Source organism: Synechococcus sp. R5-12 (assembly GCF_047502655.1).
Lineage (GTDB): Bacteria > Cyanobacteriota > Cyanobacteriia > Thermostichales > Thermostichaceae > Thermostichus.
Genome location: NZ_JANSIM010000252.1, coordinates 1 through 15,370 on the forward strand (window position 1 = coordinate 1; position 15,370 = coordinate 15,370).

13 protein-coding genes are annotated in these 15,370 nt (G+C 58.1%); 4 read left to right on the top strand and 9 right to left on the bottom strand.

All coding sequences use genetic code 11. From position 1 onward, the window contains the following. Positions 1-102: 102 nt before the first annotated feature. Complete coding sequence (locus NW843_RS12690; RefSeq protein ID WP_414523118.1) at positions 103-1,077, bottom strand: ABC transporter permease; 975 nt, start codon at positions 1,075-1,077, stop codon at positions 103-105. An 80-nt stretch (positions 1,078-1,157) separates the two neighbouring features. Then, on the bottom strand, positions 1,158-1,433 hold the full coding sequence (locus tag NW843_RS12695) for a hypothetical protein (RefSeq protein WP_041436392.1): 276 nt from the start codon (positions 1,431-1,433) through the stop codon (positions 1,158-1,160). A 246-nt stretch (positions 1,434-1,679) separates the two neighbouring features. On the opposite strand from NW843_RS12695, the gene NW843_RS12700 reads away from it, so the two are divergent. Then, a complete protein-coding gene (locus NW843_RS12700) occupies positions 1,680-2,213 on the top strand; it encodes a TM2 domain-containing protein (RefSeq protein WP_414523119.1) in 534 nt (177 codons plus the stop codon). An 18-nt stretch (positions 2,214-2,231) separates the two neighbouring features. Here NW843_RS12700 and NW843_RS12705 read toward each other — a convergent pair whose 3' ends face one another. The 3 genes from NW843_RS12705 to mfd form a co-directional block, all read right to left on the bottom strand. After that, positions 2,232-3,014: an ABC transporter permease gene (locus NW843_RS12705; RefSeq protein WP_414523120.1), complete on the bottom strand. Its 783-nt coding sequence runs from the start codon at positions 3,012-3,014 to the stop codon at positions 2,232-2,234. Next, positions 3,011-3,946, bottom strand: coding sequence for an ABC transporter ATP-binding protein (locus NW843_RS12710; protein WP_414523121.1), 936 nt, complete (start codon positions 3,944-3,946; stop codon positions 3,011-3,013). Before NW843_RS12710 ends, NW843_RS12705 begins: the two co-directional genes overlap by 4 nt. 120 nt (positions 3,947-4,066) lie before the next feature. Then, positions 4,067-7,543: a transcription-repair coupling factor gene (mfd, locus tag NW843_RS12715; protein WP_414523122.1), complete on the bottom strand. Its 3,477-nt coding sequence runs from the start codon at positions 7,541-7,543 to the stop codon at positions 4,067-4,069. 490 nt (positions 7,544-8,033) lie between these two features. Here mfd and NW843_RS12720 point away from each other — a divergent pair, with 490 nt between their 5' ends. Both NW843_RS12720 and cydB read left to right on the top strand, forming a co-directional pair. After that, positions 8,034-9,467 (top strand): cytochrome ubiquinol oxidase subunit I, encoded by a 1,434-nt coding sequence (locus NW843_RS12720; RefSeq protein WP_414523123.1) that lies wholly within the window; start codon positions 8,034-8,036, stop codon positions 9,465-9,467. 193 nt (positions 9,468-9,660) lie between these two features. Further along, the gene (gene cydB / locus NW843_RS12725) at positions 9,661-10,710 is read left to right on the top strand and encodes a cytochrome d ubiquinol oxidase subunit II (RefSeq protein WP_414523124.1); all 1,050 of its coding nucleotides are present in this window, start codon (positions 9,661-9,663) and stop codon (positions 10,708-10,710) included. An 87-nt stretch (positions 10,711-10,797) separates the two neighbouring features. Here cydB and NW843_RS12730 read toward each other — a convergent pair whose 3' ends face one another. From NW843_RS12730 to NW843_RS12745, 4 genes are all read right to left on the bottom strand, one after another. Continuing rightward, complete coding sequence (locus NW843_RS12730; protein WP_414523125.1) at positions 10,798-12,384, bottom strand: mechanosensitive ion channel; 1,587 nt, start codon at positions 12,382-12,384, stop codon at positions 10,798-10,800. Positions 12,385-12,930: 546 nt separating this feature from the next. Continuing rightward, complete coding sequence (rimI, locus tag NW843_RS12735; RefSeq protein ID WP_414523126.1) at positions 12,931-13,464, bottom strand: ribosomal protein S18-alanine N-acetyltransferase; 534 nt, start codon at positions 13,462-13,464, stop codon at positions 12,931-12,933. Between the two features lie 6 nt (positions 13,465-13,470). Further along, positions 13,471-13,920, bottom strand: coding sequence for a hypothetical protein (locus NW843_RS12740; RefSeq protein ID WP_414523127.1), 450 nt, complete (start codon positions 13,918-13,920; stop codon positions 13,471-13,473). Then, complete coding sequence (locus NW843_RS12745) at positions 13,917-15,059, bottom strand: 5-(carboxyamino)imidazole ribonucleotide synthase (protein ID WP_414417006.1); 1,143 nt, start codon at positions 15,057-15,059, stop codon at positions 13,917-13,919. The genes NW843_RS12740 and NW843_RS12745 overlap by 4 nt, the downstream gene beginning before the upstream one ends. A gap of 142 nt (positions 15,060-15,201) precedes the next feature. Between NW843_RS12745 and NW843_RS12750 the strand changes: the two genes are divergently transcribed. Then, positions 15,202-15,351, top strand: coding sequence for a hypothetical protein (locus tag NW843_RS12750; RefSeq protein ID WP_414375456.1), 150 nt, complete (start codon positions 15,202-15,204; stop codon positions 15,349-15,351). Positions 15,352-15,370: the final 19 nt, after the last annotated feature.

Here is a 15,370-nt window from a genome sequence, read left to right on the forward strand (position 1 = left end):
GCCCGCTCCGTACCGCTTTAGCGGTCGGAGTCGGGTAGTTTACATTCCCCTCTCCGATCCGGCTGATCAGCGACCCCCAAGCCGCAGTGCCGGAAGCAACCTCTAGCCCGGTTCAAACGGCTGCCCCAGAGCTGCCGGCGGCGTGGCCTTCACCGCCTGCTGGATCCAGCGCCGCAGCCGAGGTGGGATCCCGCGCAAGCCGCACTCCCACCATTCCCCAGAAGTGAGCACCAACACCAAAATCATCAACACGAAGGGGGCCACCGTAAAAACTTGGGTGGGCACGGCGCGGATGGTAGTCTGGGCAACTCCGGCAAAGGACTGCAAAATGCCGAACAGGTAGGCCCCCAGGGCTACCCGCAAGGGGTTCCAGCCACCGAAGATGACGATGGCCAAAGCAATCCAGCCATACCCTGCTGTATGTCGGTGGCTCCAGCCGGCCTTGAAATCCAGAGAAAAGGCAGCCCCCGCCAAGCCCAATAGGGATCCCCCCACAAGGGTGTAAACATAGCGCCAGAAAATGACATCGGTGCCGCGGGCAAAAGCCGCCGCCGGCTGTTCTCCCATAGCCCGCAACATCAGGCCAGGCTGAGTGCGATACAAAAAGAACCAAGTTCCCCCGATGAGCGCGTAGCTGGCGTACAGCAACAGATCCCCTTGGAACAGGAGTGGCCCCAGCAGCGGCACCTCTCTCAGGAAGGGGATGGGCAGACTGGGCACCGTTGGCCCTGGGATCCGCACGAACGGATTGCCCAAAAAGGAAGACAAATCCGCCCCCAATAGGGTCAAGACGAAACCAATGGCAATTTGGGATCCCTTCAGGGTCAGCGAGCCAAAGGCCACGATCCCAGCAAACAGCGCTCCCACCGCGGCGGCAGCCAAAAAGCCCAACGCCAGACTTCCCGTCAGCTTGGCCACGGCGAACCCAACCATGGCGGCCAGCATGATCGTCCCCTCTGCGGAGAGGTTGATCACCCCTGCCCGCTCGGTAATGGTTTCCCCCACACAGGCGAAGACCACCGGTGTGGCGGTGGCAATGGCAGTGGAGAGAATAGCAACCAGTTGGGCAGCGGTCATTATGGGCCTGTCGAGAACTCGGGTTGGGTTAACGCATTTGCAGTTGCTGCGGGAATGCGCCTGTCGATCTGGTCATCGCCTCACCCCAACACCCAGAGCATGAAAGCCACCCCTAGGGTGACGGCACCAAACAGAGCATAGCTGATCCGGCGCAGCGGCCTCAGTTGCAGGGCATGCAGATCCTTAAGCCAGCCCAGCCCCAAGGATTCGACAAAGCGATCCAGCACCGCCTGCATAGGGTAGGCGTAAACCGATCCTTGCTCCTTAAAGTTCACCAGCACAACCAGCAGTGTAGCGTAGCCCCAGAGGAGGCCCCAGAGCACAGCGCTCAACCCGATTAAAATTGGCTCAAACATCGACTTTCCCTTGCCTTCTATAGGCATGTCCACTGCTTGCGTGAGCGGGAGACGGAGTTCTTTGAGCCTGGGGGACTTGGATCTCATTATTCCGGTTGTTTTCCCGTTGAGGCTGCCCTCCCTCAGACAAGAGCGTAGAAGGGATCCCAGCTTGCTTGCAGAGATCACGCCGGTTCTCTTCTGCCCGTCCAGGCCAGAAGATGACAAACTGGAAGTACCCGCTCGGAGTTATCTCGTCAAATCCCCATGAGTTCTCGCTACCTGCTGCCCCCCGCTGAACCCAAGTCTGTCGGTACTGCCTATATCCTCTGGGCGTTGGGCATCTTCGGGATCTGTGGCGTCCATCGCTTCTACCTGGGCAAGACTGGAACAGGCATCCTCTGGCTGTTCACCTTTGGCCTGCTGGGCTTTGGCCAGTTAATTGACCTGTTTTTGATCCCAGGCATGGTGGAGAACTACAACTTCAAGCTGGCCGTCCTGCAGGGATCCCGACCCTCCCCATCCCCAGCTTCCTCAAAAACCACCTCAGCACCTCCTCAGCCCCTCAAAGGTCAAGCTCTGATGCGGGAGATTCTGCGGCTGGCCCAACAGCGGCAAGGGATCCTCACCCTTTCGGAAATCGCTATCGACTTACCTGCCGACTTTGACGAAATTGAAAAAGCGTTGCAAGAGCTGAGCCGGCGGAGCATGGCTTTCCCCGAAAACAACCCGGTCACTGGAGCGGTAGAATACCACTTCCCTCACCTGCTGCACCGCTCCCCCAACCAACGTTCGCTCTAGATGCCCTCCTGCAGACCTCTACTGAGATCCCAGGATCCCTCGGCGCTTGGCTGCCCGAACCGCCCGGCGAAAGGCCAGCAGACCCAGGCCGAAGTAGAAAATGCCGCTGGCTAGAGCCATGATCAGCCGCACGGGATCCAGCCCTACCTCGCGCACCATTACGTCGCGTAACAGCCCAGCCCCCGCCGTCATGGGCAGACTTTGCCCTAGCCACCTCAGGGATCCCGGCCATTCTTCCGTGGGAGCAGCCAACAGGAAAAGCAGGCCGAATTGGCTGATAATTAAAAGCTGCTGAATTCGCTTCCAAATTAGAGCAGCGGATCCCAGCAAAAACGAAAAACCGTAGGCCCCCAGCACCACGCTCACCAGAGGCAACACCAGAGCAGGGGGAAACCGCAACCGGCTGCCCGTCAGCAATAAGATGACGCCCAGAATGACGACGACAATGGAAAAGCGCAACACCAAGCTGGCACAAGCCCGCGCCAAGAAGAGAGTGGCTGCCGAAAATGGCGAGAGCAACACCTGCTCCAAGGTGCCTGTCTGGGCTTCCACCTGCAGGTTGAGGGCGATGTCGTTCACCACAAAAATGACCAGCGTCCAGAGCACATAGCCGATCACCACCGCGTCCAGCCGTTTGCCAAATTGGGAGGCAGGCCCTGCCACATATTGGGCGCCGGCAAAGAGGGCATAGAAGAAGAACGTGGTGATCAGGATCCCGCCCAGGGCCTCCGCCGGATAGCGAATGTACTGGATCCAGGCCCGCTTCAGTTCAGCCCAAAACAGGTGTATCACCGGCATCATCCTTGCCCCTCTCCCCTTTTCAACAACTCGAGGAAAATATGGGTGAGATCGGCTTCCTCTCGTTTGAGGCTGAGCAAGGGCAAAGGCTTCAAGATCTCCAGCACCTGATAGAGCATCTCTGGCGGGCCGCTGAACCGCACCCGATGGGATCCGAGAATCTCCACCCCTTGGCGGGCCAGTTGTTCAAACCTCCAGGGATCCAGCCCCTGTTCCAGCTCGATCCGATAAGTGCTGACGGCGCCGGCAAAGTTCCGGATGAACTCGCGCGTGGGGGCTTGGGCGATGATCACCCCTTGTCGAATAACGGCTACCTGATCCGAGAGCGCTTCCGCAATATCCAGTTGATGGGTGGTGAGCAAGATGGCTCGACCCGAAGCGGCAATTTGGCGGATGAGGGATTTCACCGCTTGGGCGGCTTCCACGTCCAGCCCTAGGGTGGGCTCATCCAGCAACAACAGGGCCGGCTGGTGCAGGAGGGCAACGGCAATGGCCACCTTCTGCTGCATACCCCGCGAAAGGGTTTGCACGGCAACATCCCGCTTTTCCCACAGGGCAAAGGTCTCCAGGAGCTCTAGCCCCCGTTGCCGGGCGGTTCTGGGGGGTAGCCCTCGCAGCACGCCAAAGTACTCCAAGTTCTGGAGGGGGGTCAGCCGCCAGTAGAGGTTGCGGTTGCCTTCCAGCACCGCCCCTACTTGGGCCAATGTGCCAGGATCCCTGTGGGGATCCCGTCCGAGAACGCACACTGTGCCCGCGTCGGGTTGGATCAGGCCGGCAATCATCTTAATGGTGGTGGTCTTGCCGGCCCCGTTGGGCCCCAAAAAAGCCAGGATCTCCCCTGCTGCCAGCGTCAGGGAGACATCCACCACCGCCCGCACCTCCCTGCCTCCTTGCCGGTAGGTTTTTTGGAGGTGGTGAGCTTCTAGAACTTTCATGACGCGAACCCGATGCAAACGCGAAGCCGATGCAAAAAGGAGCGCTGAAGAGAGGAGGGCCGGCCATTCCACTCTCTCACACCAGAGCATGGGCCCGCCTCGAGAGGGATCCGGCAAGATCTAGGGGGTCATTGGGATCCCAGCCTCCATCCGGCTCAGGGCCAGGCTCATCTTGTCCAGCCACTGCAAAAGGCTCTCCAGTTGCTGCGCTGCCGGTACCATCCCCAGCCCTCGCACCGTCACCTTGCCCGGTTGGTAGACAAAGCGAGGCTGCAGGTGAGTGGGCAGGGCCTCTTTCAGGCGATTCCAAGCGGGCTCCTCCATGGGGGTTTCCAAAAGCACATGCTCTTTGGCCGGTTTGATGCGGGAAAAGCCCAGGGCTCGGGCCAGCACCTTCAGCTCCATTACCCGCAGCAGCTCCTGGGTAGGCTTGGGCAGGGGGCCAAAGCGGTCTTGCCATTCTTGGGCAATTTGCAACAGCTCGACCCGAGAGCCGGCAGCGGCCAGTTGTCGATAAGCCTGCATCTTTTGATCTTCGTCGGGAATATAGCTTTGCGGGATCATAGCGGTTACATTGAGGTCAATTTGTGTGTCCTCCACCTGTGGGATCTCCTGGCCGCGAATTTCTCGAATGGCTTCTTGCAGCATTTCCAGGTAAAGATCGAAGCCCACCGCATTGACTTGCCCGGATTGTTCCGTTCCCAGCAGGTTGCCAATGCCACGAATTTCCATATCCCGCATTGCCAACTGATAGCCGGATCCCAGTTGGGTAAATTCCTGAATGGCCTGTAGGCGTTTGCGGGCCTCCTCGGTGAGGATCCCGTCTTCTCGGTAAAACAGCCAAGCATGGGCTTGGATCCCAGCCCGGCCCACCCGCCCCCGCAGCTGGTATAGCTGAGCCAATCCAAACTCCTGAGCATTTTCAATCAAAATGGTGTTGACGCGGGGAATATCCAAACCGGATTCGATAATCGTCGTGCAGACCAGGATATCGATTTCCCCATTGTTAAAAGCCAGCATCGTTGCCTCTAGCTCCCCTTCCGGCATCTGCCCGTGGGCAATGGCAATGCGAGCACCGGGCACCCACTCCCGCAATTTGGCACTGGTTTCTTCGATGCCTTCAATGCGGTTGACGACATAGAAGACTTGACCGCCGCGATCCAACTCTTGGCGGATAGCCGTGCGGATGACTTCGGGGTTGTAGGGAGAAAGGTGAGTTTTGATAGGCCGGCGGGAAGGAGGCGGAGTTTGGATCAAGCTCATTTCCCGCAAACCCGACAAGGCCATATACAGAGTGCGGGGAATAGGGGTGGCGGTGAGGGTGAGTACATCCACCTGGGTTTTGAGAAGTTTGATTTTCTCTTTTTGGTTGACGCCAAAGCGCTGCTCTTCGTCAATAACCAAAAGGCCTAAATCCCGAAATTGCACATCCTTGCCCAAAAGCTGGTGGGTGCCCACCACAACATCCAGTTCGCCACTCTTGAGACGGGATAGGATTTCTTTTTTCTCCTCCGAGGTGCGGAAGCGGTTGAGCAAGCCCACTTGAATAGGATAGGGAGCAAAGCGCTCTTTGAGGGTGTGGTAGTGCTGCTGGGTAAGAATGGTGGTTGGCGCCAGGAGAGCTACTTGCTTGCCGGCGGTTACGGCTTTGAAAATGGCACGGATTGCCACCTCTGTTTTGCCAAAGCCCACGTCCCCACACAGCAGCCGATCCATAGGGCGTGGAGATTCCATATCCCGCTTGATCTCCTGGACAGCTCGGAGTTGATCCGGCGTCAGGGGATAGGGGAAAGAATCTTCCAGCTCCTGTTGCCAAGGAGAATCGGGCGGGAAGGCATAGCCCTCCTGTTCGGCACGTTTGGCATAGAGCTGCAGCAGGTCAAAGGCCACTTTTCGCAGGCTCTTTTTCACCTTCTGTTTGGTCTTTTCCCAGGTGCTGCCGGACATCTTGTGCAGGGCAGGTGGTCCATCCCCGCTGGCGCGGTAGCGGGAAAGGGAGTTGACCTGGTCGGCAGCCACCCGCAACAGGCCATCGCTGTATTGAATAACCAGGTACTCGCGGGTTTCGCCCCCAATGGTGAGGCTTTCTAAGCGCAGAAACTGGCCAATGCCATGGGCCTTGTGAACGACAAAATCCCCTGGCTTGAGCAGGTTGGGATCCACCTGGCGAGAGCTGGCCTGGCGGCGCTTGCGCACATAAGTAGGGGTGGCCAGGCTGTGCTGGCCGAAAAACTCGCGGTCGGTGAGCACCACCCACCCCAAGGTGGGCAGGAGAACCCCCTCCAGCTCGGCCAGGCCGGAATACTTGAGGGCCACTGGGGTGTAAGACTGCAGCTGCCGCTCGATGGCCGGGAAGTCTTTGGGATTGGGCACGTACTGGGCGGGGCAGTCGTGTTCCTGCAGCAGAGCTACGGTGCGGGAGGGCTGGGCAGAGAGGATCCACACCTGCAACTGCTGCTTGCGGTACTCGCGCAGGGTTTTGGCCAGGGATCCAAACTGGTGGGGAGCAGTAGGCACAGGCCGGCTTTTTAGGTCAAGGGCAGCTTCGGCTTCGCCAGCAGGGGCAAAGGTGCGGGCCAACAGGCAGGGGAAGGGATCCCAGTCGGGAGCATGGAGATCGAAGGGGCGGTGGAAAGGCACCAGAGCTGGCTCGCTGGCCCGGGCCAGCTGCCACTGCTCCTGGGCGTGGCTTAGCCACTGCCGGCTGTGGGCTTGGCACTGCTCCGGCTCGTCGATCAGGATCAAAGCCTCGGGATCCAGATAGCTCAGCAGGTTGGCTGGCGGATCGTAGAGCAGGCCGAGAAAACGGCGCAAGCCCTCCGGAGGAGACGGCGACTGCTCCAACTGCTGCCGTAGGCCCTGGGAGAGCTGATCGGCTTTTTCCTGCAGCGCTGGCCAGAGGATGGGTCCGTAGCCGGTGGGAGTTAGCCAGACATGGGGGATCCCATCTTGGGAGCGCTGGCTGACTGGGTCAAACTCCCGCAGCCTCTCCAGCTCGTTGCCAAACCACTCCAGCCGCACCGGCCACTCGCAGGCCACCGGGAAAACGTCGAGAATATCGCCTCTCTGGCTCCACTCCCCTTCGCTTTCCACCAGGCTTACCCGCCGATAGCCCAGACGAGCCAACTGCTGCCCCAACTGCTGCGGCGACATCTCCAAGCCGGGTTCCAGCTTGAGGCAAAAGGCCCGAAACACCTCTGGAGGGGGAAGGTGGGGTTGGAGGGCCCGCTCTGTCGCCACAATGGCCATGCCCTTCTTCCCCTGGAGGCAATCGGCCAGCACCTGAAACTGGCCCCACACCAGCTCCGGTTCCAGGTCAAAAGGTTCGTAGGGGGAAGCCTCTGAAGTAGGGTAGAGCTGCACACTCTCCCAGCCCATGCCCTCCAATTGCGCTGTCCACCGGCCCGCTTCTTCCAGCGTGGCAGTGACCACCAGCAGGGATCTTCCCTCCTGCTGGGCCAAAGCCGAGGCGATCAACCCCTTGGCAATCCGCCCTGCCCCCTGCAGATTTGCCTGTCGCCGTGATCTCAACCGGGCGGCCAACTCTTGCATCAAGCCAGATTGGGCCAGAAAGCGCACCAGCGGGATAAACGACATCTTCCACCCCACACTGCAAACTGCGATCCCAACAAGCAGGGATCCCAATTCTGGCAGGCTCCGGGGACAATCAGCAGCCGTCTGCTGGAGCTGTAGACGGGAAGTCGCCCCTTGCTGGGAATTGCTCCTCGATCTATTGGGACAACAGTTTTGTTGTTTAAAGACGAAGAAAACCAGAACCCTATGTCAATGGCCTGCCAGTTTTTGGCCGCTAGGTTCACAGAGGGCTTTTTGCTTTGTAGTCCAAATTACAAAAAAAGGTCTATATCTCACAGAATCCTAAAATTAACCTTTAGAGTCGGACGGCTTGTCGATTGTCTTGGCCAAGATTCGATGTTAGAAGGAACCACAAAGCGCGGCTTTCCCGGCCTCATCCGATGTCTGCCAGTCAGCAAGATGTTTTTCATGCAAGAGATGTAGCTGTATCAATTGCAGCAGATGTTGTCGGAAAAAGCTGCATGAATCAATCCACCTAAACTTGGTACAAATTATGTTTCTAGACACCGTCGCACTTTCTCGGCTACAATTTGCCCTCACGGCCATTTTTCACATGTTGTGGCCGGTTTTAACAACGGGGATGGCCATTTACCTTGTTGTTATTGAGGGACTTTGGCTGAAAACCCGCAACTTAGATTACTACCGCCACGCCCGTTTCTGGTCAAAACTCTATGTGTTGAACTTCGGTATTGGCGTGGCCTCAGGCTTGCCAATGGCCTTTCAGTTTGGCATGAACTGGGCACCCTTTTCCGAAGCGGTGGGAGATTTTTTTGGAACCATCCTGGGCTTTGAGGGCACGATGGCCTTTATGCTGGAGGCCAGCTTTCTGGGGATCATGCTGTTCGGCTGGGAGCGCGTCCCGCCGGTGATTCACTGGATCTCGACGATCCTGGTGGCCTTTGGCGCCAACTTATCCACCTTTTGGATCCTGACGGCCAACTCTTGGCTGCAGACACCGGCAGGTGGCGTGTTCGTCGATGGGAAATTTGTGGTGCGGGACTACCTGCAAGCTATTGTCAACCCCTTCATGGTCAACAGCTTTCTGCACATGTTTTTTGCCACCTTGGAAACCTCTTTGTTTGTTATCGGTGGCATCAGTGCCTGGTACATTCTCAAGCGGCGGCACAGCGAGTTTTTCTCCCGCTCCCTCAAAGTGGTCTTGGCGATGGCCCTGGTGGTCGCCCCTTTGCAGGTGTTCGTCGGCCATCTGAGCGCGGAGCAAGTCTATCGCTATCAGCCGGCCAAGCTGGCGGCCATGGAGGCCCAGTGGGAGACGATCCCTGCCGGCGAGCGGGCAGACTGGAGCCTGTTGGCTGTGCCCAACGACCGCGAAGAGCGCAACGAGTGGGAGGTGAAGATCCCTGGCGCGCTGGGCTATCTGCTGGAGTTCAAACCCAGGCTGGATCGACCCATTCAAGGGCTCAAAAGCTGGGATCCCCAAAATCGTCCCCACATGGTTGGCCTCATCTACTACTCCTTTAGGACAATGGTGGCCATTGGCCTCCTCCTAGCCGGGCTTGTCGGAGTTACCCTTGTGCAATGGCTGAGGGGCAAGCTCTCAGTGGAGGCCCTTTCTCAGCAAAAGTGGCTGATGAGAGCTTGGATCTTCGCAGCACCCCTGGGATACATCGCCGTTGAAACCGGTTGGATCGTCCGCTGTGTGGGTCGGCAGCCCTGGATTGTGTATGGACAACTGCGCACGGTGGAATCGGTTTCGCCCCTGCCGGCAGGAGAAGTGCTGTTTTCTCTGGTTGGCCTGACCGCGTTGTACACTGTGTTCTTCGTTGCCGCTCTCTACTTTGGCAGCCGCATCATCCGCGAAGGGCCAAACCTGGAGTTGCCCGCCCCTGTCCCGGCAACGCAGCCGGTGATCGTGGTCGAGCCTGCCCGCCACGAGCCAGATCGCCGTCCTGCAGAAGCTCGGTAGCAGCAGTTTGGTAGCCATCTAACTGGTGACTCCAAGTAGCAACAGGGCAACGTAGCAGGCCCATTCCCCACAGCAGTGAAACCCTTCGCTACGTCAACTCCCAACTTCCCTTCCCTAGAGGGAGAGGGACTGGGGATCGCCATCGGGAACTGTCTCGCACTGGTCAGAAATACTCAAAGCAGAGGGAACAGCGATGGAATCTTTTGAGCCTTTACAGCGGTTTCTGCCCCAGGTTTGGTTTTTTATCCTGGGCCTATTCCTATTTCTCTACGTTCTGCTGGACGGGTTTGATCTGGGAGTTGGTATCCTCTCCCTGACGGCCTCCAGCGAGACGCGGCGCAGCATTCTCATGACCAGCTTGGGCAATGTTTGGGATGCCAACGAGACGTGGCTGGTGTTGATGGGGGGATCCCTATTTGGATCTTTTCCTCTCGCCTACGCCACCATTCTCAATGCCCTCTACATACCCTTGGTGATCATGGTGGTGGGCCTGATCTTGCGGGCCGTTTCCTTCGAGTTTCGGGAAAACGCCGACGACAAGTTGGTGTGGAACCTAGCCTTTGGAGTGGGCAGCTTTTTGGCAGCCTTGGGCCAGGGATTTGCCTTGGGCAGCGTCTTCGAAGGGATCCGCGTGGACGAAGCCGGCCACTTTGCCGGCAGCCCCTGGGATTGGCTGACCTGGCGCACGCTGTTGGTGGCTCTTACTTTGATCCAGGGCTATGTGTTAATCGGCTCAGCCTACCTAATCGTTAAGACCACCGGCGAGCTTCAGGAAACCTACTACAAGACGGCAACCATCGCCACCTGGACAACTTTACTGGGGGCAGTGTTTATCACCATCAGCACTCCTATCATGTCCGAGCAGGCGCGTGCTCAGCTTTTCTCGCCCCCCCTTTTCTACATCTTTGCTGCCATCCCAGTTCTGGGACTTTTGTTGGTGGCGTTGTTGCTGCGCAGCCTGCGCCGGCGGGAAGAAAATAGCGTTTTGGTTTACACTTTTTTGATCTTTGCGCTTTCTTTTATCGGCTTGGGGTTCATGGTCTTCCCCAACATCATCCCCCCCAGCGTCACCATCTACGAAGCGGCGGCCTCCCCCAGCTCGCTGGTGTTTATGCTCACCTTTATTGGCTTTCTGATCCCGGTTATCTTGTCCTACAACATCTACAACTACGTGGTGTTCCGGGGCAAGATCGTGGTGCAGGAAGCGGCGGCGGAAGAGGCCAAAGTTCCAGAGGCAGTTTAAGCTGGCCTGAGGATGCAGCAATAACCCCGCCCGGTGATGGGCGGGGCAATTTTTTAGGTGCAATCGAACGTCTACAGAGAAAGGCTCTCACTCTCTCTTGAGCCATTGCCGGATCTGCTCGGCAGCTACATCGCGACCTCCCAACCCAAAAGCCAACGCCACCGCCACGGCAATCGCCCCCAGAACCAGACCAAAAGCCAACACCACAATGTCGGTGGCCACGCCCATCTGCTGCAGGGCCATGGCGCCAACAAAAACCAAGATAGCCACCCGCGCCGCCTGGGCCAGTACCCCTGAGGAAGGGCTACCCAAGCTCTTGATCATAGAGTGGGCCAAATTGGCCAAATAAAGACCGATCCCAAACACCAGGGCGCCGATGAGCACCCGACCGGAAATCAGCAACAGCCCCTGCACAATGTCGGTTAGGGCGGCAAACTGCAGCAACTCCACTGCCGGCACCGCCCCAAACAAGACCACGCCTACCCAGACCACCGAGCCGGCGATCTCGGAGGGAGTGCGACGTTTGGCAGCGGGATCCCCTTCAGGCTCAGGAGCAGCGGCCAGGGGCAAGCCCAGCCCCGCGACCAGACGGTCAAAACCCACCGCCTGCAGCAACTGGGTTACCAAGCTGGCCAAAAATTGCCCCAGCAAGTAAAAGACGGCCAGGATCAAAGCGGATCCCGCGATCAAGGGAATGGCCCGCAACACCTGCTCCAGCATCGCCACTGCCGGATCGGAGATGGCCCGAATTTCCAAGGCATTCAGCGCCGCAATCACCGCCGGGATCAACACCAAGACATACACCACCGTCCCGACGATCTGGGCCAACTGGGGAACGCCAAAGCGTGCCCCCAACCGATTTGCCCCTGCTGCCACCAACAAATTGGAGACGATCCCACGCACGATGCGGGCCAAAAACCAGCCCACTGCACCGATGATCAGCGCTCCCAAAATCCGCGGCACCATCGACAGCAACTGATCCAGCAGGTTTTGCACCGGCTGCAGCGGCCCCTGCAGGTTCAGGGTATCCAGGATGATCGGCAGAAAGAACAGCAGAATCAGCCAGTAAAGGGCATTGCCCAAAGTTTCATTCAGTAGAAAAGGGGTGACCTCTGCACCTCCCTCTTGGCCGGTCGGGGTTCCTTCTACGCCTGCCTCACCGGCAGCGCTTTCCTGTTGCAGAGGCCGGGCCAACTGCTCATCGAGGTTGAAACGCCGCAGCCCCTGGATGACCGCCAGCCGAGCAACAGTGGCCACCACCCAGCCCACAGCCAGCAGCACCAGCGCCCCACCCACCCGTGGCAGATAAACGAAGATTTCCCCCAAAAACCTGTTGAGCGGATCGGAGACAGCTTGAAGCTGCAGGGCATTCAGTACCGCCACCAACACAAAAGCAAGAATCACCCAGTAGACGGCAGCGGCCACCCAGCGCTCCGTTTGGGGCAGCTTCTCGCCGGGCTTTTGGCCCAAAACCCAAGCAGCCAAGCGATTGTCCAGTTGCGTCCTTTTGAGCAGTCCTCTAACGCCGAAGGCTACTGCCATGGCCACTATCCAACCCAGAATTAAGATGACAATCGCCGCAAGGAGATTGGGCATAAAATCGATAAGCCTAGACCAAAGACTGACGACAAAAGAGATGGCCTCATCTCCAATGGTGTTTCCAGAGGTGTCCATAATGATCCTCACAGCTTGAAAATGCTCAGGATGGACAGATAACAAGTGTAGGTTAACCTGAAGTGTTTTTTCAGGCAAGTTGGCCAAAGGGGGAATATGATATGAAAATATATATTGAGGCAGAAATGTCGGATCTCGAAATAAAACTTCACATTCTATTAACCCAAGGGCTCCAGCCATCAGTCAAAGCTCCGATGGGCCATCGAACGGCAAGGATCGAATTCAAGTTGTTGATACCGCAGATTATAGCTTTTCCCCACCGAGCAGGAGCTTTGTAGATTAAGTCAGGATCTCTGTTGTGCGATGGATGCGGCTGCATTGGCTAGAGTCAGTGTTGCTGGGAGGAACTGTAGCGGGCAGTTTGCATCCACAGAATGAGAGCATTTTGATGACCTATATAAAGAATCAAACGGGCAATCGACACTCGGTCAATGGGTTGGATCCCCTGTAGCCTTGATATGCTTAGCCTATTGGCTTGCTCACTGTCTGACCTAGGGTGTATCCCGAAATACGTTTGCAGTTCTTCAATTTACAATTGATGCTTTTCTAAATCGGTTTCTTCCAATACACCAGCGCATCTTCTCCGTTGTAATACCCCTTGCGACGTCCCAGCCGTTGAAACCCTGCCGATTCGTACAGGCGGATTGCCGCTTGATTGGAAGCCTTTACCTCCAGAGTGGCCCAGCGGCAGCCTGCTGCTCTCGCTTGGTTCAGCAGTTCTTCCAGAATCCGCCGGCCCAAGCCCTGTTGCCGGTGCTCGGGATCCACCGCCAAGGAGATGATATGCGCTTCTTCTTCAATGCGCCAGAGAATGCCGAAGCCCACCAGCTCTTTTGTCGTCTGCGTCGGCGAAGTGGGGTTTGGAGAGGGAAGGGGAAACTCGGCTCGGCCCGAGCCACACGAAGCGCCAACGGCAGCGGGTTCCGCCACTACCCCAATCACCGTGCTTGTGGGTCGCTCCAGCTCCGCTCGATATCCCTGTTCTCCCCAGTATCCCCCATAGCACCGCCGATCCAGCTCCAGCAGTTGGGGCAGGGCAGTGATGTCCAACAGCTGCAGCCGATAACTCGTACTGCTCATAGTGGCCTAGTCTCGCAATTCGCAGAATTCCGCCAACAACAACTGCCCCAAGGGATCGTCATCGGGAGCCGCATAGGGCAAGGCTCTGCGGCTGATGCTCAAGATGTTGCCCCCCGATTGGGGATGGCACTCCGCACCGCTTTCGCGAACAGGCTTGAATTCGTAGTCGATCCCTTCGGTGAAGCCGGCTTCCTGTAGGTAGTCTTGGGCGGCTTTGAGGATCCCTTCTCGCAGTTGCGCTTTGACCGCAGGGGCCATGAGGTGGCGAACAAACCACTGGGCGCTGGCGGGATCCACCTCGGCCAGGTATTGGAGGGCAGGGGTCAACACGGCGGGGCGCTCTTGAGGGGACAAGCCGTTCACCTGCTGAGCTACCGCGGGCACATCCCGCCGTTGCATGGCCTGGATCAGGGCTTGAATGTCTGGGGAGAAGGAGGGATCCGACACTTGGCTCATGGCTGGGGGTACCAGAGGGATTCGAGGGTGCGGACAAGGGCTGCTGCTTCGAAAGGAGAGGGAGCAGTCGGCAGACAGACGGTTACATGGCCCAGTTTTCGCCCTGGGCGGGCAGGGGTTTTGTGGTACCAATGCACCGTGGCATTGGGGAGCTGGGCCAGGCGCTGCCGCTTTTCTGGGTAATCGCCGGTAGCATGCTCATAGCCCAAGAGATTGACCATCACTGCCCCCCCACACTTGAGGGAGGGATCCCCCAAGGGCAGGCCGAGGATGGCCCGCAGGTGTTGCTCGAATTGTGAGGTGCGGCAGGCTTCTAGGGTGTAGTGGCCGGAATTGTGGACCCGCGGCGAGATTTCGTTGATCCAGATCCCGGCCTTGGGGTGGGGCGGCGGCACCCAAAACAGCTCGATGCCAAACACGCCAACTGCACCCAATTTTTCCATCAGATCGGCTGCCAAGCGCCGGATCTCGGCCTCGGTGGTTGGGGGGATGCGGGCAGGCACCAGGACATGGCGGCAGATTTGCTCAATCTGCACAGTTTCCACCACCGGATAAACCCGGATCTCTCCCTTCAGCCCCCGCGCCACCATCACCGCCAACTCCCGCTCAAACGGGATCCATTCCTCCAGCAATAGCGGGATCCCCTCAGATTGGCTAAGGGCCTGCTGCAAAGCCGCTCGCTCGTGCAAGATGCGGGTGCCCTGCCCATCGTAGCCCTGCCGCCGTCGCTTGAGCACCACCGGAAAGCCCAGTCCAGCCAGGTCTGCCGAATCCAACACCGCCTCCAGCGGAAAAAAAGTCGGCACCGGCAACCCCAACCGCGCCAGGAACTGCCGTTGGTGCAACTTGTCCAGCAGCGGCTCTAGCGTGCTGAGGCTGGGACGAAAGCGGGATCCCTCCGGATCCAGTTTTTTCAGCTCCGGCAGAGGGATAAACTCGTTTTCAAAAGTAACCACCGGGCAGCGCTCCAACAACTGGGCCGTGGCCTGGCTGTCGGCTGTGGATCCCCAAACCACCCCATCGGCCACTGCCACCGCCGGATCGGTGGGAGCAGCAGCCTGCACCACCAGCGGGATCCCCATCTGGCGAGCTGCCAAGGCCAACATCTGCGCCAACTGCCCGCCGCCAATCACCCCCACAGGTTGGGATCTCTGGTCTTTTGAGGATACCTGGGTTTCCACAGCCGTACCGTTATACTGGGTGGTGGGCCGCTGTCCATTGCTTCTTGGATCCAGAACCCCATTATGGGATCCCTTGCCCTCCAGCGCTAGGAGAAAAACGGTGGAACCCTCTCAACCGTCTGAGCCCAGAGCTTTGATTAACCGGGCTTTGGCAGATAAGGTCTTAACTCGCGCTGAACAACAGCAGATCCTCAATGCCGTCATGGCCGATCAAGAAATTTCCCCAGAAGAGCATGACTCTAGTCAATAATAAGCTCAACTATACTGAA